Raw genomic sequence first — 23,762 nt, 5'->3', positions numbered from 1 at the left:
GCTTGTCGTTATTTACTTGCCTTGAAGAGTGGGGAACGATAAGTCGGAAACTGCGTGAATCCCCGCGAAAACGGGGATACCAGCAAGATGAGCTATGGAGTGGGAGATTTGGTTAGCGCATATGGGGCAAGCCCCCTCCCACATTTTTTATCGCCTACAGCCTGAGATTACTCGGCTTTGTCCTTGGCCTGGTGCTTGACGATGATATCCACCAACCGCTTGGCCAGCGCCGGGTAGTTCTCATCGAAGTGATGCCCGCCCGGCAGCTTCACGGCCTCGCCCACGGCGGTCTTGTCGGTGCAGCCACTCTCGTCGACTTCTTCGGCACCGTAGATGCACACCACCTTGTCAGCCGGCAGCTTGGCCATTTCCGGGCCGGTCGCAGCTTCTTTGCCGGCGTTGCCCAACCAGCCTTCCACTTCGATTTCAAAGCTGCCGGTGCGGGCGAATGCCAGCAGGATGATGACGTCTACCCGCTGCTGTTCGTTTTCCGGCAGGCGGTTGTAGATCGCCGGCAGTACGTCGGCGCCGAACGAGTAGCCGGTCAGTACAAAGCGCTTGGTGCCCCACTTCTGCCGGTAGTGCTGCATCAGCTCGGAGAGGTCCTTGGCGCTTTGTTCCGGGGTCTTGTGCTGCCAGTAGTAGCGCAGGGTGTCGATGCCGACCACCGGGTAGCCGATCTTGGCCATCTCGCCGGCCACATCGCGGTCCAGGTCACGCCAGCCGCCGTCACCGGAGAGGAACAGGGTCACGGTGTCCTTGGCCTGGCCAGCCGGTACTTCCACTACAGGAATCGCCAGGCCGCCGTTGTCCGAACCCACCAGTCGCTTGCGCAGTTCGTTGTTCAGTACTTGCGGGTAGTGAATATCGTAGTCGCTGATGCTGGTGGTGGCGCGCGGAGTGTCACGTACGAAACTGGCGCTTTCATCGTCAGGGTTGTCGTTCCAGGCCACCAGCCAGTTACCGTGCGCGGCGGTTTTCGGCAGTGGGTCCTTGCAACCTTCCTGCACCAACGCGAAGCCGACGGAGATGGCGTTGGCCTTGTCGTCGTTCTGTGTGGCCAGCCAGCGCCAGGCGAGGGCGGCGCCAGGGCCGATGCCGCTGACCAGGGTCGCGGGCCCTTTGAGCTGGCCCAGGGCGCTTTGCAGCGCTTGTTCCTGCAGCTTGCAATCATCCTTTGGCAGGATCACCTGGACAATCTGCGCCTTGCCGCCTTGGCTCAGGGTAATCAGCTGGCTATCCGTCAGGGTTTCGTCAGCCATCACCGCTACCGCGACGCGGGCTTTCGGGGTGCCGGCCGGGGTCACGCGGGTCATCACCGAGCCGTCGGCCTGGGGCAGTTGCTCCAGGGTCGGCTGCGGGGCAGGGCGGTTCCAGAACCAAAAGCCGCCGCCCAGGACCAGGGCGAGCAGCACTACAAAGGCCAATACATACCGCCAGGAGCGTCGAATCATCAGCGTTTCACCAATCCAGTCAAGCCGCCCGCGATCAGGGCGGCGGTATCGGCCAGTGCCACCAGCGGGTCAAGTCCCGCGGGCACAGCCATGTAACGGGGTTCCCAGTCAGGCTGGAACTTGTCTTTGAAGCGGCGCAAGCCTTGGAAGTTATACAGTTGCTCGCCGCGACGGAACACCATCGAGCCCAGGCGCTGGGTCAGTGGTGCGCCGCGTCGCGGTTGCAGGCCCGACAACGGCACCATGCCGAGGCTGAAACGGGCGTAGCCGTGACTCTTATAATGTTGAATCAGGCCGACCATCATGAATTCCATGGTCAACTTGGGCGCATCCGGGTGGGCGCGCATCAGGTCGAGACTGGCCAGGTCGTGGTTGTAGGTCTCGAGCAGGTTGGCGAAGGCCACCGGGCGCCCTTCGAAGCGAATGATCGCGATGCGAAAGTGCTTGAGGTAGTCGTCGCTGAAGCGTCCGAGGGAAAAGCCTTTTTCCCGCACATTCTTACCGGTCAGCCAGGCGTCCGAGATGACTTTTAATTCATCCATCGGCGCCGTGCCCGGTTCAAAGATCTCCAGGGACAGGCCGTCGCGGGTGCCACGGTTCCAGGTGTAGCGCAGGTCCTTCATCTCTTTGCCCTTGGCTTCCAGGTCAAAGCGTTTGAGGTCGACGCGGGCCTCTTCGCCCAGTTTGATCGCGGTGAGACCGATGTCCATGTAATAGGGCAGGTTCTCGGCGCGTACCTGATAGAACACGGGGCGCGCATGATGGATGTCGCACAGGTCGCGGAACTGCCAGATCATTTCGGCACGGGGCTGGGTCGGGCCGATCGGGTCATACAAGGCCACCAGGCTACGCCCGCGACGGGCGTACATCAGGAACGCTTCGTCATTCGGGTGGAACAGCAGCGCCTTGTCGCCGGTCAGCGCCAGGCCGCCGTCGGGTTGCGACGACGCCATCAGGATCTTGGTGGCGCGTTCCAGCTCATCAGGTGTCGGCAGGTGGATCACCGGGCGTGCGGTGCGCAGCAACCAGGTCAGCGAGACGATAACCAGCAGCACCGCGGCGCCCAACAGCGAGCGCAGGCCGCGTGGGGCGTTGGCGTCGAGGGTGAACTGCCACCATAGTTGATGGCTGTACGGTACATCTTGATACGCGAACAGCAGCAGCCAGATAGAAGCCCCCAGCACACAGACACTGGCGACCAGATACAGCGGTGAAAAAGGCAGCTCGGTCAGGCGGCTGGCGCGATAGAACGAGCGGCGGAAGATCGCCAGCAGTATTGCCGTCATGGTCATCAGGCTGGCTTCTTCCCAGTCGAAACCCTTGAGCAGCGAGAGGAGGGCGCCCGCCAGCAGCAGCACCATGGTCAACATCCAGGCCGCCGACAAGCGTCGACGCAGGCCCTGGGCCAGTAACAGGCACAGCACGCCGATCAGGCTGGCACCAAAGTGCGAGGCGTCAATCAGGCGGTGGGGAATCAGGAAGCCGATGTTTTCCAGGCGTGAGTCGATTTCCGGCGTGGCGCCGGAAAACAGCAGGACCACGCCGGACAAAAAAACCAGTACGGCCAGCACCGGTGCGGCCAAACCCGAGGCTACCCGCAGGCTTTGCTGAGTCTGGAACAGGCGCTGGGCTTCGTTGACCAGCAGGAATACGCAGGCGATCAGCAGCGGCAGGACCACGTAGATCATGCGGTACAGCAACAGGGCGGCGGCCAATGGCGCGGCCCCGAGCTTGTCGGCGAATGCGGCGAGCAGGATGGCTTCGAAAACGCCTACGCCACCTGGCACATGGCTGAGTACACCCGCGGCCAGCGCCAGCAGATACACCAGCAGGAACGGGCCGAAAGGCGGTGCTTCCGGCAGCAGCATATAAAGGACGGTAGCGGCAGCGGCAACGTCCAGTGCGGTGATGATCAGTTGCAGGAGCGTCAGGCGCCGGCCAGGCAGGCGCAGGGTTCGACGGCCAGCTTTTACCAGCAGGTTGTCCGGGTACGGTTGTTCCGGCAGGCGGCGGCGATAGATGCCGATGCACAACACGGCCGACAGCAACAGCACCGCGCCGGCCACACCGCCGAGCACGCTTTGCGGTAAATGCAGGTAGGTCGACGCCGCCGGCAAGTTGCTCAGCGTGGCCAATGCCGCCAGCGGGGGCAGGGCGCAGCCCAGTGCCAGGCTGGCGAACACGGTCATGTGGGCGACTTCCGAAGCCCCGATGCCATGGCGTGCATATAAACGGTAGCGCACCGAGCCGCCCGAGAGCATCGACAAGCCAATGGCATTGCCGATCGCAAAGGCAGTAAAACCGCCAAGGGCCAAGGTCTTGGCCGGTAGATTCACCCCGGCATAGCGTGCGCCGGAAAACTCATAGCCCAACAGAATCACAAACCCGGCGACGGCGGCGGCGAATGCGCCGAGCAGCGCGGGCTTGGGCACTTCCAGGATCGAATCGTGGAGGGCGTAGAGGTCCAGTTCCAGCAACAGGTGTCGGCAGGCGATCAGGGCGATAGCGAACAACAACAAGGTCACGGCCAGCCCGATGGGTTGCCGGTATTTGCTCAACAGATCCAGCCAGCGCAAGCGGGTGGGAGCGATAGGTTGTTCTGCTGTGACGGTGTCTTGTGGTTCAGACGAGTTGGCGCGCATCAATCACCTCGTGGATTGTGCGCGACAGGATGGGGGTATCCAGCCAAGTTACCAATCCCTATGGACAAAATAATTACAAATATTAACGCGGATCACCGGGGGCGGCGACTGCGGCCATTGGTCGTAGAGGCGTAAGCGTAGCTTGCAATGAGATGGACTCTACAAACCGTCTACGGTTTCATGAAAGATGCCATGCCATTGTTTCAGAAGAACTTTTTCATCGGATACAAAAAAGGCCACTCTTTCGAGTAGCCTTTTTTGATGTTTGGTTGCGGGAGCCGGATTTGAACCGACGACCTTCGGGTTATGAGCCCGACGAGCTACCAGACTGCTCCATCCCGCGTCTGTGGGCGGCATTCTACAGCCAAGCGGCGAGGTGTCAACCGTTAATGAGCCGATGGGTCAAATAAGTGCGAAATAGCTGACATGTAACCTAAGTTCGCGATTGAAAACGCTTTTTGTAGTGAGCGGGCTTGCCCCGCGCCGGGCTGCGGAGCAGTCCGTGGTGAAGTGCACACTATCTTGTGTGGGGCGGCTTCGCAGCCCAGCGCGGGGCAAGCCCGCTCGCCACAACAAAAAAGGCCACTCTTTCGAGTAGCCTTTTTTGATGTTTGGTTGCGGGAGCCGGATTTGAACCGACGACCTTCGGGTTATGAGCCCGACGAGCTACCAGACTGCTCCATCCCGCGTCTGTGTGTCGGCATTCTACAGAGGATGCCGACTGTGTCAACCCGTGAATCGAAGAAAAGCGCTTGTGGTTCAATCGGTTAGCTCTCCAAACAGAGCCATTTTGGCCGTGCGGGCCAGTCGGGCCAAGGGTTTCAGCTCTATTGAGATGCTAATTTCGATTGAGAAAATAAATTCATCTGGGAAATCTCCTACCGCTCAGGCGGAAGATTCAAACTACTGGTGCTATATACAGGGGTGGATGCGATACTGCCCACCCGTTGGATTACACCCCTCTTCTATCTATGACGCAGCGCAAAATCATCCACGTTGACTGTGATTGCTTCTACGCCGCCATTGAGATGCGTGATGACCCGAGCCTGGCGCAAAAGCCCCTGGCGGTGGGTGGATCGGCAGATCGAAGGGGCGTGATCGCTACGTGCAACTACGAAGCGCGCGCGTATGGGGTGCGTTCAGCCATGTCATCGCGCCATGCCCTCAAGCTCTGCCCGGACCTGACCATCGTCAAACCGCGCATGGATGCTTATAAGGAAGCGTCGAAGGAAATCCAGACGATCTTTCGCGATTACACCGACCTGATCGAGCCTCTGTCGCTGGACGAGGCCTACCTGGATGTCTCCGACAGCCCGCACTTTGGCGGCAGCGCCACACGCATCGCACAAGACATTCGCCGCCGGGTCTCCAACCAATTGCACATCACCGTGTCTGCCGGTGTGGCGCCGAACAAGTTCTTGGCCAAGATCGCCAGCGATTGGAAAAAACCCAATGGCCTGTTCGTCGTCACCCCGGATCAGGTCGAGGACTTTGTCTCCCAATTGCGCGTGAGCAAGTTGCACGGCGTGGGCAAGGTGACCGCAGACAAGCTGGCGCGCCTGGGCATCGAAGACTGCCTGCAATTGCGCGAATGGAACAAGCTGGCGCTGGTGCGTGAATTCGGCAGCTTTGGCGAGCGGCTCTGGAGCCTGGCCCGTGGGATAGATGACCGTGTGGTGCAGAATGACAACCGGCGGCAGTCTATCAGTGTGGAAAATACCTACGATGTGGATTTGCCGGATCTCTCAAGCTGCCTGGCGAAACTTCCAGAGTTGATGGAAACCCTGGCCGGGCGAATGGCGCGTATCGACAGCAGCTATAAGGCGGGCAAGCCGTTCGTTAAGGTGAAGTTTCATGACTTTACCCAGACGACGTTGGAACAGGCGGGAGCGGCGCGGGATCTGGAGAGTTATCAACAACTGATGACCCAGGCGTTTAATCGCGGTGGGAAACCGGTGCGGTTGCTGGGGATTGGTGTGCGGTTGCTGGACTTGAGCACCGGCAATGAACAGTTGGAGTTCTCCTGGTAGAAATCGGGAGCAAAAAATGTGGGAGGGGGCTTGCCCCCGATTGCGGCGGGTCAGCTATATATAAGCTTGCTGATCCACTGCTATCGGGGGCAAGCCCCCTCCCACATTTGGATCTTCACATGGCTTGAAGCTCAGCGTGCGCCGGGATCCGCCACCAACCGCCCCGCATCCTTGGTCAGCGCTTGCAGGAACTCCTGCTGCAACTCGGGATCATTGCGGGTCAGTTCGATCAGGCTTTGTTCCAGTTCGCTGGCTTCTTCTTCCAGGCCCAGCTCCGACAGGCGCTTGACCCGGTGCACCCACTGGCTGACTTCATCGTCTTCCAGGTCGTCGTAGATCAGGCCATGGGCTTCCAGCAACTTGCCGCGCAGGGTGCTGCTGATCGCCAGGGTCGAGTCCGAGTGCACGTCGTCCTGGCCATCTTCCACGCTGATCTTCAAGGTTGTGACGCGGTTCAGGTCCTGCTCGGCAAACGGGCTGTCCAACAGGTTAAGGCGCAGGACGCCGTTGCGGTCGGTGGTCAGCTCATGGGTCTGTTTGCCGGCGGTGACCTGGACCGGGCGTTCGCTCCAGGGCAGGCTCGAATACTCCACGCGCTTGTCGCGCTGGACTTCATCGATACCTGCCAGGTTCTGTTGCGCACGGCCATGGGATTGCACGTTCATGAACGGGTTGAGACCGTCCACGCCGTAGGTCAGCCAGTCGTGGGTCATGCTGGTGGGCAGGTTGCCGAGGGCGAAGATGTTCGCCACATTGGCGCCCGCACCCGCTACCAAGGCAACTGCACCCAGGGGCATCTCATAGAGTTTGCGCCAGGGCTGGTAAGGGGTGTAGCGGTCGTAACGACGGGTGACTTCGAATTCGGTGACCTCGAAGGTCTTCTGCTCGTGAATACGAACCCGGCGTTGCGGCAGTTCCAGCACTTTGGGTTCGCCTACATCGATCTGCAGGCTGTGGTCGAGCAACTTACGCTCGACCCGCTCCTCGTGCTCACTGCGTTGCGACATCTGATTGGCGCAGCCGCTGACCAGCAGGGCGCCGCACAAGGCGGCGCCCCCCAGGGCTCTGGTGTTTCGCTTGAACATGACTTCTCTTGATCTGGTTTTCAGCGACGAATACGCGCCTGGAGGAAAGACAGCACGTCAGCCACCGGCAACGGTTGGGCTTCGGCTTCGGTCCGGCTCTTGTATTCCAGATTGCCATCGGCCAGGCCGCGGTCACTGACCACGATCCGGTGCGGGATGCCAATCAGCTCCATGTCGGCGAACTTGATGCCCGGGCTGGTTTTCTTGTCCCGGTCATCCAGCAGCACTTCAAAACCGGCAGCCGTCAGTTCGGCATACAGTTTGTCGGTGGCTTCGCGTACTTGCTCGGTTTCGTAACGCAGCGGTACCAGGGCCACCTGGAACGGCGCCAGGGCGTCACTCCAGATAATGCCTTTCTCGTCGTTGTTCTGCTCGATGGCAGCGGCAACCACACGCGATACGCCAATGCCGTAGCAACCCATGTCCAGGGTGATCGGCTTGCCGTTCTCGCCCAGCACTTCGCACTTCATCGCCTTGCTGTACTTGTTGCCCAGCTGGAAGATGTGCCCGACTTCGATGCCGCGCTTGATTTCCAGGGTGCCCTTGCCATCCGGGCTTGGGTCCCCGGCCACCACGTTGCGCAGGTCGGCAACGGTCGGAACCGGCAGGTCACGCTCCCAGTTCACGCCGAAGTAGTGCTTGTCGTCGATGTTCGCGCCGATACCGAAGTCGCTCATCAGTTCGACCGAACGGTCGATGATGATCGGCAGCGGCAGGTTCAGCGGGCCGAGGGACCCGGCACCGGCGCCAATGGCGTCGCGCAGTTCGGCATCGCTGGCCATGACCAGCGGGCTGGCCACGCCAGGTTGCTGGGCAGCCTTGATTTCGTTGAGTTCGTGGTCGCCACGGATCACCAGGGCGATCAGCTTGCCTTCTTCTTCGGCGTGCACGATCAGGGTCTTGATGGTCTTTTCAATCGGCAGATTGAATTTCTCCACCAACGCCGCGATGGTCTTGGTCTCTGGCGTATCCACCAGGCGCAGCTCTTCAGCCGGGGCTGGACGGGACGTTTCCCGTGGCACGGCTTCGGCTTTCTCGATGTTCGCCGCGTAGTCGGAACCGTTGCTGAACACGATGTCGTCTTCGCCGGACTCGGCCAGCACGTGGAATTCGTGGGAGCCGGCACCGCCGATGGAGCCGTTGTCCGCTTCAACCGGGCGGAACTTCAGGCCCAGGCGTGTGAACACGTTGCAGTAGGCCTGGTGCATGCGGTCGTAGGTGGCCTGCAGCGATGCCTGGTCAGCGTGGAACGAATAGGCGTCCTTCATGATGAATTCGCGGCCGCGCATCAAGCCGAAGCGTGGGCGGATTTCATCACGGAATTTGGTCTGGATCTGATACAGGTTGAGGGGCAGCTGTTTATAGCTGCTCAACTCGTTGCGCATCAGGTCGGTGATCACTTCTTCGTGGGTCGGGCCGGCGCAGAAGTCGCGGCCATGACGGTCCTTGAAGCGCAGCAACTCAGGGCCGTACTCTTCCCAGCGCCCGGATTCCTGCCACAGCTCGGCCGGTTGGGTGCTCGGCATCAACACTTCGAGAGAGCCGGCAGCGTTCATTTCTTCGCGAACGATGGCTTCGACCTTGCGCATCACCTTCAAGCCCATGGGCAGCCAGGTGTACAGGCCGGAGGCCAGTTTGCGGATCATGCCGGCGCGCAGCATCAGCTGATGGCTGATCACGACCGCGTCGGAAGGCGTTTCTTTCTGTGTGGCGAGCAAATATTGACTGGTACGCATGGTAGGCCGTTGTCGGTTGCTTGGACTTGAAATGACTTGGGATTGTACGGGCGCAAACTGCCGCCGTACAGGCATCAGAATGTAGGGCTGTTTGTAGGAGCAGAGCTTGCTCGCGATGGGGGCGCCGCGGTCTGGCTTTTAAAGGGCCCCCAAAATCAGTCCTCTGCCGGCGGATTCAGCCGAATCCTCCGATTCTCCTGATACCAGTGCAACGCAATCAGCAGCAGTGTCGGCACGCCCAGCATGCAGGTGATCAGGAAGAAGTTGTGATAGCCGAACTTCTCGACCATTACCCCTGAATACCCACCGATCAGGCGCGGTAGCAGCAGCATGATCGAGCTGAGCAGTGCATATTGAGTGGCGGAAAATTTGAGGTTGGTCAGACTCGACAGGTAGGCCACGAACGCCGAGGTGGCCAGGCCCGAGCTGAAGTTATCCAGGGAGATGGTGAAGATCAGCATCTGCAGGTCGGGGCCCATGTCGGCGAGCATCACGAACAGCAGGTTGGTGCCGGCCGACGCGATACCGCCGATAAACAGGATCGGCAGGATGCCGAAGCGCACGATCAGCAGGCCACCCATGCCGGCGCCGAGCAGGGTCATGATCAGGCCGAAAATCTTGCTGACCCCGGCAATCTGGTCCTTGGTAAAGCCCTGGTCGATATAGAACACGTTGGCCATCACGCCCATCACCGTGTCGGACATGCGATAGGTGGCGATCAGCCCCAGCAGCAGCAATGCCTGCCAGCGGTAGCGCAGGATAAAGTCGTTGACCGGCGTCAGCACCGGCGCCAGGCCCCGGCGCCCCATGGCCGACAGGCAAATCGCGGTGAGGGTGATATACAGAATGGCGCGCAGGAAGGCGCGGTCCTCCATCAGCAGGTCCCACAGGCTGACACCTTGAAACAGCACGCTGGCGAAGTCGGTGTTGTACAGCTGGGTAAACATGGCGGGCACCGACACCAGCAACACGATCAGCACAAACACCGACACCAGTTGATGCACGAAGCTGTAGCGCCCGGCTTGCAACTGGGTGCGCAGTGGCACATTGGGTTCGCGCATGAACAAGGTGGTCAGCAGCGCCGGGATCATCAGCACGCCGAACAACACATAGGTGCCGGTCCAGGCCGAGTGCTTATAGTTGAAGCCAGTGGAGCCGAAGCCTTCGGCAAAGAACAGCGCACCGGCCGTGGCCAGCAGGGCGGCGATGCGATAGCCGGACATATAACTGGCGGCGAGGGCGGCCTGGCGGCTGTCGTCGGCGATTTCCAGGCGGTAGGCGTCGACCGCGATGTCCTGGGTGGCGGAAGCGAAGGCGACCACGACGGCAATGGCGATCAACCAGGACAGGTGTTTCTGCGGGTCGCAGAAACCCATGCCGATCAATCCGAGGATCACCAGCGACTGTGCAAGCACAAGCCAGGAGCGACGACGTCCGAGTTTACCGAGCAGCGGCAGGCGCCATTGGTCAAGCAGTGGCGACCAGACCCATTTGAAGGCATACGCCAAACCGATCAGGCTCGCATAGCCGATGGTCTCGCGGGCCACACCGGCCTCACGCAACCACACCGAAAGCGTCGAGAACACCAACATGTAAGGCAAGCCGGCGGCAAAGCCGAGCAACAACAGCACTAACGTCGAGGGGCTGGCATAGGCGGCGAGCGTGGCGCGCCAGGTTTTACGGGGCATGGGCTGGAGTCTGCCTCAGATTCACGGAAACAAAGCGCGCACTCTAACCGCTGTGCTCTACCGGGCGCCAGCCATGGCGCTGAATATCCACGCGATTGTTGCGCACCGTGACGCCCTCGTCGCGCAAGCGCGCGCGTTGCTCGTCGCCTGAGGCGCTGCCCACCGGCAGACTTATCCGACCACCGGCACCCAGCACGCGATGCCAGGGCAATGTGGTGCCCTCGGGAAGTTGACTCAAGGTGCGTCCCACCCAGCGCGCCGCGCGTCCCAGCCCGGCCAGTTGCGCCAGTTCGCCGTAACTCACTACGCAACCTGGTGGAACTTGCGCCAGTGTCAGGTACAGCGCGGTGCGGCGCATCTCGGCGGGGCTTTGTGGCGCATCGGCAGGTTGATTCACTGTGGGCCTATCCGTTGGGATTGTCGGTCTTTTGTAAGAAACGTCTGTAAGTATGCTGATGAGAATTGAACTCAACACAAATCCTTGAGTCAGTCCTAGCTATCTAACACGATAATCGCCCCTTTTCGCCAACCTCGAGCTCCCTATCCGCTTATGTTGTCCAGAACCCTGCTGTGCCTCGCTGTTTTCAGTGCATCCACGCCCCTGCTGGCCGATACCGTCTGGTTAAAGAACGGTGACCGCCTGACCGGCAAGATCAAGGTCTTCGACGGTGGCAAGCTACTGATCCAGACCGACTACGCCGGCGCCATTCCGGTGGACTGGAAGCAGGTGAAAACCCTCGAGAGCGACCAGGAACTGCTGGTCAAGCAGGATGCTTATACCGGCGAGAAGGCCAAGTCCCTGCAGGCGGCGGACGATGGCAAAGTGGTGCTGGCCAATGGCGAGGCGCCCAAGACGGTCGAGCTGGCAAGTATCCAGCAGATCATCAAGCCTAAGCCGGTGATCGAAGACCTGGTGTGGAAGGGCAATGTCGATATGGCGCTGGACTACAAGCGCGCCGAAAAAGACACCAACGACTACGACATCGACTTCAAGACCACCGCGCGTCATGGCCAGTGGCGTCACACGGGGGAGGGCGAATACAACCGCGAGTTCCAGGACGACGTCACCACCACCGACAACTGGGCCCTGGAATACGACCTGGACCGCTTCATCACCGAACACTGGTTCTGGCAGGGCCGTCTGACCTATAAGCGCGACAAGGTCGAAGACTTGGCGCGCCAGCGCACCGTGGGTACCGGCCCGGGCTACCAGTTCTGGGACGACGAGCTGGGCGCATTCTCCCTTGGCTCGCTGGTCAACCGCACCGATTACGAATACGCCGATGGCGGTAAGGACAACTTCTATTCCCTGGCCATGAAGTGGAACTACAACCGCTACCTGGTGGGCAAGACCGTTGAGTTATTCACCAATGGCGAGGTGGGCAAACCTATCGGTGGCCCGGCGGAGTACTCCCTGGATGCGGAAATGGGCCTGCGCTACAAAGTGACCGAGTGGGCGTCGCTCAACCTCAAGGCCGAGCGCGACGTGATCAGCGGCGATTCGGAAAGCAGTTTGAGCAAGACCCGCTATACCGCAGGCTTCGGCGTCGCCTGGTAATAGAGGCGCTGGCAACCGGCGCGTATATTGATTACCTTGTGTTGAGATCCATTCCCATACGCTATGGGCGGCTGAATACCCGAGGAGTCATACGTTGAGCGCGCAGGTTGCCAAGAACGCCCGAGAGCTGTTGCTCAAGGAATACCGTGGGGCTCTCTCCACACTGTCCAAGGCCATGCCCGGCTTTCCGTTCGGCTCGGTCGTGCCGTATTGCCTGGACGAGCAGGGTCGCCCGCTGATCCTGATCAGCCGCATTGCCCAGCACACTCATAACCTGCAAAAAGACCCCAAGTGCTCGCTGCTGGTCGGCGAGCGCGAAGCCGATGACGTGCAGGCCGTGGGGCGCCTGACCTACCTGGCCGAGGCCGAGAAACTTGAGGAGGCGACCGCCATCGAAGCCGCGGCCGAGCGCTATTACCGCTACTTCCCCGATTCGGCCAACTATCACAAGGCGCACGATTTCGACTTCTGGGTGCTCAAGCCGGTACGCCACCGTTATATCGGCGGGTTTGGCGCGATTCACTGGATCGACCAATTGACCCTGGCCAACCCCTTCGCGGGCAAGGCCGAGCGCAGCATGATCGAGCACATGAACAGCGATCACACCAAGGCCATTGCCCATTACGTCGAGTTGGCCGGCTTGCCTGCTTTCGAACCCGCGCAATTGGCCGGCATCGACAGCGAAGGCATGCACCTGCGCATCGGCCAAGCCCTGCACTGGCTGCCGTTTGCGGAGTCTTGCAACACGCCGACACAAGTACGCGAGGCCCTGGTTTCATTGGCCCACGCCGCTGTCTGGCCGAAAAAAGCCGCTGCTGAAGCTTGAATTCACGAAACGGCGACGTCATCTAAGGTGGACTGGCAAGGCATTCTTGCGTTGAGGAACCATTTGATGCGCCCTTTTTTATTGCTCTTTCTGCTGTTCCCGGTGTTGGAGCTGTTCGTATTCGTTCAAGTCAGCGGTGCGATCGGGTTCTTCCCGGCTCTGTTGCTGATCATTCTCGGCTCGATGCTCGGCGTTCTGGTGCTGCGCGTCGCCGGCCTGGCCACGGCGCTGCGTGCCCGTGAAAGCCTGAATCGTGGCGAACTGCCAGCCCAGACCATGTTGGAAGGGCTGATGATGGCGTTGGCGGGTGGCCTGTTGATCCTGCCGGGCTTTATAAGCGACGTGGTCGGCCTGGTGATGCTGCTGCCGTTCACCCGCAAGCTGTTGGCGGGCAAGATGCGCCAGCGCGCCGAAGAAGCCGCGATTCGCCAACGTGCGTTCGCCGACGACCTGCAACCCCGTGGCGGCCCGGCTCCGCGCCAGCCGTTGGGGCGAGAAGGCGATGTGATCGAAGGCGAGTTCGAACACCGCGACAGCAAATAACCGTTTCACTGGCACGGCACCTTTTGGGTGCCGTGCTGCTTTCTATAGGCCGACCGACGCAAAAAAATTCATCCTCGGCCCCTTGTAATAAGCTTATGCGCCCTTATGTAACGGTCACCGCAAGGTTTCTGGTGGCAACACCAGACAGACTTCCGCGTTTCGCCCAGCGAACCGCGACCGGCACCGCCGGATTAAACCTGCCGGTACTGACACCGGCCGATGAAAAACACAATTAGGAGAGATCGACAATGAGCAAGCTTCGTCCTCTGCACGACCGCGTCGTAATCCGTCGCAGCGAAGAAGAAAAGAAAACCCCAGGCGGTATCGTTCTGCCAGGTTCGGTTGCTGAAAAAGCCAACCACGGTGTGATCGTCGCTGCAGGCCCAGGCAAGACTCTGGAAAACGGTGACGTACGTGCGCTGGCCGTTAAAGTCGGTGACAAGGTTGTATTTGGCCCTTACTCCGGTAGCAATACTGTGAAAGTCGACGGCGAAGACCTGCTGGTTATGGCTGAGAACGAGATTCTCGCTGTTCTGGAAGACTGATTTCCCCGCTCATTTTCCCGTTACTACAAAGTATTTAAGGAATATCGATCATGGCTGCTAAAGAAGTTAAATTCGGCGATTCCGCCCGTAAAAAAATGCTCACCGGTGTCAACATCCTGGCTGACGCAGTAAAAGCGACCCTGGGCCCGAAAGGCCGTAACGTGATCATCGAGAAGAGCTTCGGCGCTCCGACCATCACCAAGGACGGCGTTTCCGTCGCCAAAGAAATCGAACTGGAAGACCGTTTCGAAAACATGGGCGCGCAGCTGGTCAAAGACGTTGCCTCCCGTGCCAACGATGACGCAGGCGACGGTACTACCACCGCCACCGTTCTGGCTCAGGCCATTGTCAACGAAGGCTACAAGGCCGTTGCTGCCGGCATGAACCCGATGGACCTCAAGCGCGGCATCGACAAGGCGACCATCGCCATCGTTGCTGAGCTGAAAAACCTGTCCAAGCCTTGCGCTGACACCAAGGCAATCGCTCAGGTAGGCACCATCTCCGCCAACTCCGACAGCTCCATCGGCGACATCATTGCCGAAGCCATGGAAAAAGTCGGTAAAGAAGGCGTGATCACCGTTGAAGAAGGCACTGGCCTGGAAAACGAACTGTCGGTTGTTGAAGGCATGCAGTTCGACCGTGGCTACCTGTCCCCGTACTTCGTCAACAAGCCGGAAACCATGGTTGCCGAGCTGGACAACCCGCTGATCCTGCTGGTCGACAAAAAGATCTCCAACATCCGCGAAATGCTGCCAGTGCTGGAAGCCGTTGCCAAAGCCGGCCGCCCACTGCTGATCGTTTCCGAAGACGTTGAAGGCGAAGCCCTGGCGACCCTGGTTGTGAACAACATGCGTGGCATCGTTAAAGTCGCAGCCGTCAAGGCTCCAGGCTTCGGCGACCGTCGCAAGGCCATGCTGCAGGACATCGCAGTCCTGACCGGCGGTACCGTAATCTCCGAAGAGATCGGCCTGAGCCTGGAAAGCGCCACCCTGGAAAACCTGGGTAGCGCCAAGCGCGTGACCATCTCCAAGGAAAACACCATCATCGTTGACGGTGCTGGCGTTGAAGGCGACATCCAATCGCGCATCACTCAGATCCGTGCCCAGGTTGCCGAGACTTCCTCGGACTACGACCGTGAGAAACTGCAAGAGCGTCTGGCCAAGCTGTCCGGCGGCGTTGCAGTGATCAAGGTTGGCGCTGGTTCCGAAGTTGAAATGAAAGAGAAGAAAGCCCGCGTTGAAGACGCCCTGCACGCAACCCGCGCAGCCGTCGAAGAAGGCGTGGTACCTGGCGGTGGCGTTGCGCTGATCCGTGCCCTGGAAGCGCTGACCAACCTGACCGGCGACAACGCCGACCAGAACGTCGGTATCGCTGTGCTGCGTCGTGCCGTTGAAGCACCGCTGCGCCAGATCGCTGCCAACTCCGGCGACGAGCCAAGCGTTGTGGTCAACGAAGTCAAGAACGGCAAAGGTAACTACGGTTACAACGCTGCGACTGGCGTCTACGGCGACATGATCGAAATGGGCATCCTGGACCCTACCAAGGTGACTCGTTCCGCGCTGCAAGCAGCATCCTCCATCGGCGGCCTGATCCTGACCACCGAAGCTGCGATCGCTGATGCACCGAAGAAAGAAGGCTCGGCTGGCGGCGGTATGCCAGACATGGGCGGCATGGGTGGCATGGGCGGCATGATGTAAGCCAGCCTTACCCCTGTACTGAAAAAGCCCCGCCTGCAGTGATGCAGGCGGGGCTTTTTTTTGGGCGGTGACTTGGGGTCAGGTGGGCGTTGCGTGTTTGGATGGCCGGTAAAGCAACAGGCAATACAGCCCCAGGCAGATCAGCCAGCAGAAAATCGCCGTCCACACGTTATGGGAAAAGAAGTGCGCACCTTGCATCATACGGCTCACTGAAAAGACGCTGCCCAGGCCGACGGCAAAGATGAATGCGTAGCGCGCCATGCGCGGCTGTCGGTCACGCAGTGCAAAAAACAGGGCGAACAAGGCGAACCCGGTAGCGGCATGACCGCCAGGCCAGCAGCGCCCTGGTTTATCGGTGGGTGGGCGAGGGCTCAGCAGTTTGCTGTAGGTTTCCTGACCGCCGAACTCCTGGACGCTCCAGGGGCACTGGACGCCGGTGATGGTTTTCAGCGGAGAGACAAACGCGGTCGCCAGCCCGAGTGACAGCACCAGGCAGCCCAGTTCACGACGATAGGGTTTGAGCCGTCGGAGAATAAACGTGCCGGCAAATCCCAGGATCGCCAAGACCGAGAACAGGATGACCAACTGTTTGGCGCGGTCATGCAGGATGTCTTCGAGGAAGAAACTGTAGCGCCCGATGAAGCCGCCCTCCGCGCCGTTGTAGAACAGCTTGGCGAGGTCCATGTCCAGCGAGGTCAGCTCCAGCAACAGCAATACGAGCGCAGCGCCGCCGGGGATGCCCAGGCAGAGCCATAAGTTGAGAGGTTTGGAGACGGGTACGGCGGGGGTGGTGCTCATGGTGAACCCTGGTGGAAAACGTCCCGTACTGACCTGCACGGGACGTTTTGGTTAGCGCGTGCTCAGTGCCGGGGCCTCTTCCTTGGGCGCTCTCCAGCTCAGCAACTGTTGTTTGAAGCCATAGCTGGCGGCCTGGTAGTAGGTGATCGCCCGCTGGATCAACGGGTCATCGCTGCCGACCCGCAACTCCTGGCTCTCACCCAGGGCCTGGTCGTGGCGGCGCAGGCCCAGGCGTGGGCTGAGAATGGCCAGGTCCTTGCCGTCGAACAACCCCAGGTGCTGGTAGTTGCCGACCACGACCCGAGGTGGCAGTGGGTTGTCCTGCAGCAGGTTGCGGCCAAAGAAGGTGGATTCGTAGCTAAGGTTGAGCAGGCCCAGCAGCGTGGGCGCCAGGTCGATCTGGCTGGCCAGTTGCGCGCTTTCCCGTGGGTCGATCAGCTTGGGTGCATAGATGAACAGCGGGATCTGATAGTTGGTAATAGGCAGGTCTTCTTTACCTGCGCTGCCGGCGGTGTGGTCGGCGACGAAGATGAAGATCGTGTTATCGAACCACGGTTTTTGACGGGCGGCGTCCAGGAATTGGCCGATGGCGTGGTCGGTGTATTTCACCGCGCCGTCGCGGCCATTCCCGGATTTGATGTCAATACGCCCATCCGGGTAGGTGTAGGGGCGGTGGTTGGAGGTGGTCATCAGTTGCAGCAAAAACGGCTGCTGCCTGGCGTAGTCGGTGTCGGCCAGTTTCAGGGTTTGGTTGTACAGGTCCTCGTCAGCCATGCCCCAGGCGTTCTTGAACGAGATTTGCGACTCGGGCACGCTGCTCTGGTCCACGACGCGATAACCGTTGCCGCTGAAAAACGCGTTCATGTTATCGAAGTAGCCGCGCCCGCCGTACACGAACACGCTGTCGTAACCGACGGCCGTGAGTTGTTGGCCCAGGCTGGCGAAGCCGCTTTCACGACCAATGCGCTTGACGATCGAGCGTCCAGGCGTAGGGGGGATCGCCAGGGTGATCGCCTCCAGGCCACGGTCGGTGCGGGTGCCGGTGGCATAGAAATTATTGAAATACAGGCTCTGTTTACGCAGCGCATCCAGATTAGGCGTGAGGTTGCGCTCGTCGCCGTTGCTGCCCATGTACTTGGCGCTGAAACTTTCGATGGTCACCAGCACGATATTGGGTTTGCGCAGCGTGCCCGGATTGGTGATGGCACGACGAATATCCAGCGGGTCCTGGCCGATAAAGCGGGCGTTGGGTTCACTGAGCTCTGCACGCAGTTGCTTGGCGACAACGTCGGTCGGCAAGCTTTTGTAGAACTGTGGGTAATCCAGCTCGTTGTTACGGAATGCGGCGAAAAACTGATACGGACCATTGCTGGCCAGTTCGTTCTTGTAGGCATTGCCGCCCTGGGCGCGCGGGCTGTCCTGACTGATCAGTTGCAGGCTGAGGCCGGCGACGACCAACAGGGCCAAGGCATTCACCAAGCGGCCGCGCATTGCCGGCAGTGGGGCGCTCATCGCCGCATTGAACGGTTTGCGCAAGGCCAGGCTCAAGACAATCGCCAGCATGGCGAGCAGGCTCAGCAGTTTGCCGATCGGGTAGGACTCGAGCAGGTTGTTCAACACCTCATCGGAGTACACCAGGTAATCGACGGCAATGAAGTTGAAGCGCACGCCGAACTCATCCCAGAACAGCCACTCGGCCACCGAGGTAAACAGCATGGCGAACAGGCTGACGGTGAGCACGGCCTGCAGGAACCAGCGGTGGCCGCGACGACGCCACAGCGCGGGTGGGCACAGCAGCAAATACAGCCCCAGCGGCAGTGCCGCATAGGCGAGGAAACCCAGGTCGTACAGCAGGCCCACACTAAACACCGGCAGCAGGTTGCCGCCGACTTCATCCAAATGAGTGATGAGCAGCACGCTGCGAGTGAGCAGGAAAATAACCAGCCAGGCACCGGTTACCAACAGCAAATAGCGCATTGGCGCCGTCTTTAGAAACCCCATGTCCATGTTCCTTATATCAATGGGGGGCGATCTTCTGCCTGACACTGTAGTCAGTTTGTGAAGCTATAGTGAAAAACTCGTTGGTAAACTGAATCGGTTGAAAACCTTTATCGGCACGCCTTTCAGCTCTATCCCTGAGCCACACTTGGCCTTAAGCTGCGCGAGCCAACACGGCCGTTACCGCGTACGGAGACACTGCCCATGCGAATTCTATTGGTTGAAGACAACCGCGATATTCTGGCCAACCTGGCCGACTACCTGGGGCTAAAAGGCTACACCGTGGACTGTGCGCAGGACGGTTTGTCGGGCCTGCACCTGGCCGCGACCGAGCATTACGACTTGATCGTGCTCGACATCATGCTGCCTGGCATCGATGGCTACACCTTGTGCAAACGCCTGCGTGAAGACGCCCGCCGCGACACACCGGTGATCATGCTCACCGCCCGCGACCAGTTGGATGACCGGCTGCAGGGCTTCAAGTCCGGCGCCGATGATTATTTGCTCAAACCGTTTGCCCTGTCGGAATTGGCCGCGCGCATCGAAGCCGTGCTGCGCCGTGCCCAAGGAGGCGGTCGCCGCGCCCTGCAAGTGGCCGATCTGAATTACGACCTCGATACCCTGGAAGTTACTCGCGAAGGGCGCCTGCTCAAACTCAACCCGGTCGGCCTGAAGCTGCTCGCGGTCTTGATGCAGAAAAGCCCCCACGTACTGCGTCGCGAAGTGCTCGAAGAAGCGCTGTGGGGCGATGATTGCCCGGACAGCGACAGCCTGCGCAGCCACGTGCACCAGTTGCGCCAAGTGATCGATAAGCCGTTCGCCAAGCCGTTGCTGCAAACGGTGCATGGTGTGGGTTACCGCCTGGCCGAGGGCCGTGATGGAGTTTAAGCAAAGCCTTGCCCAGCGGATCATCATTGCCTTTGCCTTGATGAGTGCGTTGGTGGCGGGGGCCTTCGCCATGGGCATCGTCGCGACCGTGCACCTGGTGGAAGAGAAGTTGATTTCGGCAGGCTTGGGCGGTGACTTGCAGCGCCTGCTGTTGATGGACACCGTCGAGGACTGGCGGCACCGGCCCGAGCCCGACCAGCTGTTTTACTTCAGCGGTGGCCCCGGCGATTTTGAATTGCCCAAGGACCTGCGACATCTGGAACCAGGGTTTCATGAGGTGTTTCGCGAGGCGCTGTCGTACCACGCCATGGTCGAAGTGGTCGACGGTCGGCGCTATGTGCTGCTGCAGGATCAAAGCGATTTCGAAGAGCGTGAGCGCGTGCTGTTTGCCGTGGTGCTGGTGGGCTTCGTGCTCAGCCTCGCGCTGGCGGTGTTCCTCGGCTGGGTGCTGGCCCGCAAAGTGATGGCGCCGGTGGTGCGTCTGGCCCGCCAGGTGCGGCACCGCGACCAATTGCTTGGCCTGGCACCGCCCCTGGCACCGGACTACGCGGCCGACGAAGTCGGGGAGCTGGCCGTGGCCTTCGACGCCACGCTGGGGCGCCTGCGTCAGGCGCTGTCCCGCGAGCAGTTGTTTACCAGCGATGTCAGCCACGAACTGCGCACGCCCTTGATGGTGCTGGCCAGTTCGTGCGAATTGCTGCTGGAAAACCCCGCCATCGATCAGCGTGGGCGCAACCAGGTCGAGCGAATTGCCCGTGCCTGTGAAGAAATGCGTGAACTGGTCCAGACCTTCCTGATGCTCGCTCGTGCGCAACATGACGACGGCAGCATGTCGCCCAAGGTCAACCTGTCGCAGGTGGCTGATGATCTGCTCGGCATCTGGCGCGAGCCCATCGAGCACAAGGGCCTGGAGTTGATCTACCAGCCGGGCAACCCCTTGGATACCCTCTACAACGCGACCTTCCTGCATGCCGTGATGGGCAACCTGTTGCGAAATGCCCTGCACTACACCGAGCGCGGCTTCATCCGGCTGACCCTCGAACCGACCGGATTTGTGGTGGAAGACAGCGGCGTCGGCATTCCCGAAGACAAGCGTGAAGCGATGTTCGAGCCGTTCGTACGCGGCAGTGAGAAGCGCGGTGAGGGCCTGGGGTTGGGTTTGTCTCTGGTCCAGCGCATCTGCGAGAACCAGGGCTGGAGCGTTACCCTCAGCACCATGGAGCCCAATGGCTGTCGCTTTCATGTCCAGTTGAGTCAGGTCAACGCCTGACCATTCCCCCTGCCGCTATCCTGCCAGAGATCCCCGTAATTCGGCGAAGATGGCCCCATGATATTGCTTGTGTCTGTAAAGTTTTGAAATGTATGAGAGTGGACAGGACAAGTTTTTCACAAAGGGTTGACCTGTTGATCACAGGTCGCTGCTTAAGGTCGTAGGCATCAGCAACAGGAGATCCGTTGATGCCTACCCCGATCAAGCTCGAATTTTCCGACAAGTACGACGATCAGCACGCCCAAGAATATTTGCTCAAGCATCAGGACAATCTGGCTCGCCGGTTGTCCCACAAACGCGACGAGCAACTGGCCCGTGGCGCGCTGGCAATGGCCGGCGAGCCTGGCCTGGTGCTGGACCTGCCGTGTGGCGCCGGGCGTTTCTGGCCGCTGCTGGCGGAAAAGCCCAACCGTGTGATCATCGGCGCCGACAATTCGGCATCCATGTTGAAGGTAGCGACGGTCGCCCAACCCGCGGATGTGGTGAAACGGGTACGGCCCTTGCAAACGTCTGCCTTTGATATTGATTTGCCGGATAACTCGGTCGACAGCATTTTCTGTATGCGCCTGCTCCACCACATTGGTGACCCGGCGCACCGGCTGGCGATTTTGCGCGAGTTTCAGCGGGTTACCCGTGACAGCGTGATCATTTCGCTGTGGGTCGATGGCAATTTCAAAGCCTGGAAACGCAAGCGTCTCGAAGGAAAGCGTCGCAAGAAAGGTGAGCAGGAAGGTTACCAAAACAGATTTGTGTTACCGGCTGCTACTGTTGAAGCAGAGTTCGAGCAAGCCGGTTTCCGTGTTCAGGATTCCCTGGACTTCATTCCGCTCTACGCCATGTGGCGTGTGTATGTATTGCGCAAGAGGTAACAGGATGGCAGTTGAGTGCGTAGCAGGCAGTCACGTAGCTCCCGAAGAACGCTTCGATTATTTCTGGCGTCAGCAAGGCGAATGGGTCGAAGAGCCCAATCGCCGGCGTGGCGGTGAGAGTGGTGTACAGCGTGTAATGACTGCCAATGGCCGTTTGCTCTACAGCAAGCGCCAGACGGGCCATATCTACCGCAGTTGGCTGCACCCGTTTGGACGCCCCACCGTGCTGCGCGAGCGTGATGCCCTCAGGGGCTTGCGGGGGTTGGATGTACGTGTCCCCGAAATGGTCTTTTGTGAGGCGCGTCGTGACCCCGAGCACCACTGGAAGGCGCTGCTGGTTACCGCTGCCCTCGACGGCTTCGACGAAATTGAAAACTGGTACGCCGCCGGTGCCCGCGAACAGTACGGCGAGCGTGTGCATGAGCGCTTGCTCAAAGAGTTGGCCACCACCCTGGCCCGTATGCACAAAGGACGCTGGCAGCACGGTTGCCTTTACATCAAGCATATTTTCGTGCGGGTGACGGGCGAGGGCGACGCGGCCCAGGTGGAAGTGGCGTTGCTGGATTTTGAGAAGTGCCGCCAGCGCTTGACGGCTTATCGTGCGGCTTCCCATGACATGTTGCAGCTGCGTCGCCATTCGTCGTGGAATAGCACCGACTGGGAAAAACTCAGCTACTTTTACGAGACGGCGTTTGGCAGCGCTATCAAGGGTTTAACCAAATGAAGTTAGAAATAGCACGAGGTTTGTTCCTGATCGGGGCCCTGGGCATTGCAGCCCTGGCCCTGGCAGCATGGGAGCAACCTCGCACACAAGTGCTCAGCGCGGTGCCAGGTGGCGCGCAATGCCTGCTGCCGCGCGTCGCCAAGGCGAGCACGGCGGCCAAGCCTGATCATGAGCTGTTGCTGTTCATGTTTGGGATGTCTCAAGGGATGAGGCCGCAGAGTTGAAACGATTCAAACCCCCGAAAAAGGGCCTTGCGATGCGAGGCCCTTTTTTTTGCCTTTCAAACCTTATCCGCAACGCGTCTGACGCAGTTCAGATCAGATGCAGATGGTTATCCCAAAGCCCCGCCGGTAATTCCAACGGTTTGGCGACCAGCTGTTTCTGGCGGCAATCGTAGTAGCGGCAACGGCCCTGGCCCGAGGTGACGACAAACCCGTCTGCCACCGCACCGACGCCTGCGCAATCGGGCAACGGTCCATCCAGGCGCAGCTCAGCGGTGTCCATGTCCCAGATAAAGAAGCGGTTGCCACGCGGTGCGGTCAACGCCACCAGGCGCAATTCGCTGTGCACTGCGACGCTGGCGGTGTAATGCCCCATGGCCTGCAACTGCTCATCGGCCGCTGGGAAGGCCACGAACGGCTGGCCCGGACGCTTGATCGCGAGCAACTCGGAACGCTCCTGGGAAGGCCCCATGAACTGCTGGCCGGTCAGAATGGTGCCATCGCTGGCGATGCCCATGTGGCGCACGCTGTTCATTTGCTGGCCGAGGGTTTCCTTGCTGATCAGGGTGCCATCGCGCTGCATCAGCACCAGGCTCGGTTCCATGGCGTTGAGGTTCATCTCCACGCGGCTTTCGGCTTCGGTGCGAATGCCGCCATTGGCCACCACCAGGGTTTCGCCGTCGGGCATCCACGACACCTGGTGCGGTCCGATGCCATGGGTGGAAATCTCGCCGCTGTGCACCAGCCGCTCGCCTTCAAACTTATACACACCGAGCAGGCCACGGCCGGGCTCGGACGTGTCGTTCTCGGTGGCGTACAGCCAATCGCCGCTCTTGTGGATGACCGCATGGCCATAGAAGTGGCGGTTGGCGTTCGAGGTGATGGTTTGCAGCAGGCTGCCATCGCGCAGGTCGATCAGGTAGCTCTCGGTGCCCGGCCGGCGGGCAACGAACAGCGCAATCGGCAGCGTCGGGTGGTTGATAATGTCGTGGCAGCGCTGGCCGACCTGGGTGGTAAACACCTGCTTGCCGTCCAAGTGAAAGCCTACGGCGTAGTGCTTGCCGTCTGCATCATCGCGCGCCGACAGCAGCAGCGGGCGCTTGTCTTTCCCTTTGAACAGCGTCCAGCCACCCAACGTGAGTGCGCTGAGCAGCACGCTGCCGATGGCCAAAGCCTGTCGCCTGAGCATC

20 protein-coding genes and 2 tRNA genes are annotated in these 23,762 nt (G+C 60.2%); 11 read left to right on the top strand and 11 right to left on the bottom strand.

Annotated features, from left to right (window positions below):
* Window positions 1-167: 167 nt before the first annotated feature.
* The 4 genes from FIV39_RS21930 to FIV39_RS21915 all read right to left on the bottom strand — a co-directional run bounded on the left by FIV39_RS21930 (window position 168) and on the right by FIV39_RS21915 (window position 4,785).
* Window positions 168-1,454, bottom strand: coding sequence for a virulence factor family protein (locus FIV39_RS21930; protein WP_090400626.1), 1,287 nt, complete (start codon window positions 1,452-1,454; stop codon window positions 168-170).
* A complete protein-coding gene (gene mprF / locus FIV39_RS21925) occupies window positions 1,454-4,096 on the bottom strand; it encodes a bifunctional lysylphosphatidylglycerol flippase/synthetase MprF (protein ID WP_090400625.1) in 2,643 nt (880 codons plus the stop codon). Before mprF ends, FIV39_RS21930 begins: the two co-directional genes overlap by 1 nt.
* 266 nt (window positions 4,097-4,362) lie before the next feature.
* Window positions 4,363-4,439: transfer RNA gene (locus FIV39_RS21920), tRNA-Met, on the bottom strand.
* 269 nt (window positions 4,440-4,708) lie between these two features.
* Window positions 4,709-4,785, bottom strand: a tRNA-Met gene (locus tag FIV39_RS21915).
* Window positions 4,786-5,067: 282 nt separating this feature from the next.
* Here FIV39_RS21915 and dinB point away from each other — a divergent pair.
* Window positions 5,068-6,126, top strand: coding sequence for a DNA polymerase IV (gene dinB, locus FIV39_RS21910; protein ID WP_090400624.1), 1,059 nt, complete (start codon window positions 5,068-5,070; stop codon window positions 6,124-6,126).
* 131 nt (window positions 6,127-6,257) lie between these two features.
* Here dinB and FIV39_RS21905 read toward each other — a convergent pair whose 3' ends face one another.
* The 4 genes from FIV39_RS21905 to FIV39_RS21890 all read right to left on the bottom strand — a co-directional run bounded on the left by FIV39_RS21905 (window position 6,258) and on the right by FIV39_RS21890 (window position 10,993).
* On the bottom strand, window positions 6,258-7,211 hold the full coding sequence (locus FIV39_RS21905; protein WP_065925011.1) for a hypothetical protein: 954 nt from the start codon (window positions 7,209-7,211) through the stop codon (window positions 6,258-6,260).
* A gap of 20 nt (window positions 7,212-7,231) precedes the next feature.
* Window positions 7,232-8,947 carry a proline--tRNA ligase gene (locus FIV39_RS21900; RefSeq protein WP_090400623.1) on the bottom strand — a complete coding sequence of 572 codons (1,716 nt, stop codon included), beginning with the start codon at window positions 8,945-8,947 and terminating at the stop codon, window positions 7,232-7,234.
* Between the two features lie 155 nt (window positions 8,948-9,102).
* The gene (locus tag FIV39_RS21895; protein ID WP_090400622.1) at window positions 9,103-10,635 is read right to left on the bottom strand and encodes an AmpG family muropeptide MFS transporter; all 1,533 of its coding nucleotides are present in this window, start codon (window positions 10,633-10,635) and stop codon (window positions 9,103-9,105) included.
* Between the two features lie 43 nt (window positions 10,636-10,678).
* Entirely contained in the window at window positions 10,679-10,993 is a 315-nt protein-coding gene (locus FIV39_RS21890; protein ID WP_276544300.1) for an MGMT family protein, read from the bottom strand.
* A gap of 192 nt (window positions 10,994-11,185) precedes the next feature.
* Between FIV39_RS21890 and FIV39_RS21885 the strand changes: the two genes are divergently transcribed.
* The 5 genes from FIV39_RS21885 to groL all read left to right on the top strand — a co-directional run bounded on the left by FIV39_RS21885 (window position 11,186) and on the right by groL (window position 15,804).
* Window positions 11,186-12,193, top strand: a complete 1,008-nt coding sequence (locus FIV39_RS21885; RefSeq protein WP_090400620.1) for a DUF481 domain-containing protein — start codon at window positions 11,186-11,188, stop codon at window positions 12,191-12,193.
* Between the two features lie 94 nt (window positions 12,194-12,287).
* Window positions 12,288-13,019 carry a HugZ family pyridoxamine 5'-phosphate oxidase gene (locus FIV39_RS21880; protein WP_090400619.1) on the top strand — a complete coding sequence of 244 codons (732 nt, stop codon included), beginning with the start codon at window positions 12,288-12,290 and terminating at the stop codon, window positions 13,017-13,019.
* A gap of 66 nt (window positions 13,020-13,085) precedes the next feature.
* On the top strand, window positions 13,086-13,562 hold the full coding sequence (locus FIV39_RS21875) for an FxsA family protein (protein WP_024077215.1): 477 nt from the start codon (window positions 13,086-13,088) through the stop codon (window positions 13,560-13,562).
* A 248-nt stretch (window positions 13,563-13,810) separates the two neighbouring features.
* Window positions 13,811-14,107: a co-chaperone GroES gene (locus tag FIV39_RS21870; protein WP_090400618.1), complete on the top strand. Its 297-nt coding sequence runs from the start codon at window positions 13,811-13,813 to the stop codon at window positions 14,105-14,107.
* Between the two features lie 50 nt (window positions 14,108-14,157).
* Window positions 14,158-15,804, top strand: coding sequence for a chaperonin GroEL (gene groL, locus FIV39_RS21865; protein WP_090400617.1), 1,647 nt, complete (start codon window positions 14,158-14,160; stop codon window positions 15,802-15,804).
* 78 nt (window positions 15,805-15,882) lie between these two features.
* On the opposite strand, the gene FIV39_RS21860 is transcribed toward groL, so the two are convergent.
* Together FIV39_RS21860 and FIV39_RS21855 are read right to left on the bottom strand one after the other, a co-directional pair.
* Window positions 15,883-16,602 (bottom strand): phosphatase PAP2 family protein, encoded by a 720-nt coding sequence (locus tag FIV39_RS21860; protein ID WP_090400616.1) that lies wholly within the window; start codon window positions 16,600-16,602, stop codon window positions 15,883-15,885.
* Window positions 16,603-16,653: 51 nt separating this feature from the next.
* Window positions 16,654-18,603 carry an LTA synthase family protein gene (locus FIV39_RS21855; RefSeq protein WP_090400615.1) on the bottom strand — a complete coding sequence of 650 codons (1,950 nt, stop codon included), beginning with the start codon at window positions 18,601-18,603 and terminating at the stop codon, window positions 16,654-16,656.
* A gap of 201 nt (window positions 18,604-18,804) precedes the next feature.
* Between FIV39_RS21855 and colR the strand changes: the two genes are divergently transcribed.
* The 5 genes from colR (at window position 18,805) to FIV39_RS21830 (ending at window position 22,575) form a co-directional block, all read left to right on the top strand.
* Complete coding sequence (gene colR, locus FIV39_RS21850; RefSeq protein WP_027605482.1) at window positions 18,805-19,488, top strand: two-component system response regulator ColR; 684 nt, start codon at window positions 18,805-18,807, stop codon at window positions 19,486-19,488.
* On the top strand, window positions 19,478-20,758 hold the full coding sequence (locus FIV39_RS21845) for a sensor histidine kinase (protein ID WP_090400614.1): 1,281 nt from the start codon (window positions 19,478-19,480) through the stop codon (window positions 20,756-20,758). The genes colR and FIV39_RS21845 overlap by 11 nt, the downstream gene beginning before the upstream one ends.
* Window positions 20,759-20,946: 188 nt before the next feature.
* Window positions 20,947-21,627 (top strand): class I SAM-dependent methyltransferase, encoded by a 681-nt coding sequence (locus FIV39_RS21840; protein WP_090400613.1) that lies wholly within the window; start codon window positions 20,947-20,949, stop codon window positions 21,625-21,627.
* Window positions 21,628-21,631: 4 nt separating this feature from the next.
* On the top strand, window positions 21,632-22,351 hold the full coding sequence (locus FIV39_RS21835) for a lipopolysaccharide kinase InaA family protein (protein ID WP_090400612.1): 720 nt from the start codon (window positions 21,632-21,634) through the stop codon (window positions 22,349-22,351).
* On the top strand, window positions 22,348-22,575 hold the full coding sequence (locus tag FIV39_RS21830) for a hypothetical protein (protein WP_090400611.1): 228 nt from the start codon (window positions 22,348-22,350) through the stop codon (window positions 22,573-22,575). Before FIV39_RS21835 ends, FIV39_RS21830 begins: the two co-directional genes overlap by 4 nt.
* 88 nt (window positions 22,576-22,663) lie before the next feature.
* Here the strand turns inward: FIV39_RS21830 and FIV39_RS21825 are convergent, their stop codons facing one another.
* Window positions 22,664-23,761: a DUF1513 domain-containing protein gene (locus FIV39_RS21825; RefSeq protein ID WP_090400610.1), complete on the bottom strand. Its 1,098-nt coding sequence runs from the start codon at window positions 23,759-23,761 to the stop codon at window positions 22,664-22,666.
* Window position 23,762: the final 1 nt, after the last annotated feature.

Source organism: Pseudomonas grimontii (assembly GCF_007858185.1).
GTDB classification, from domain to species: Bacteria; Pseudomonadota; Gammaproteobacteria; order Pseudomonadales; family Pseudomonadaceae; genus Aquipseudomonas; species Aquipseudomonas grimontii.
The sequence above is the reverse complement of the archived record's forward strand: the minus strand, read 5'-3'. Positions and strand labels throughout refer to the sequence as shown.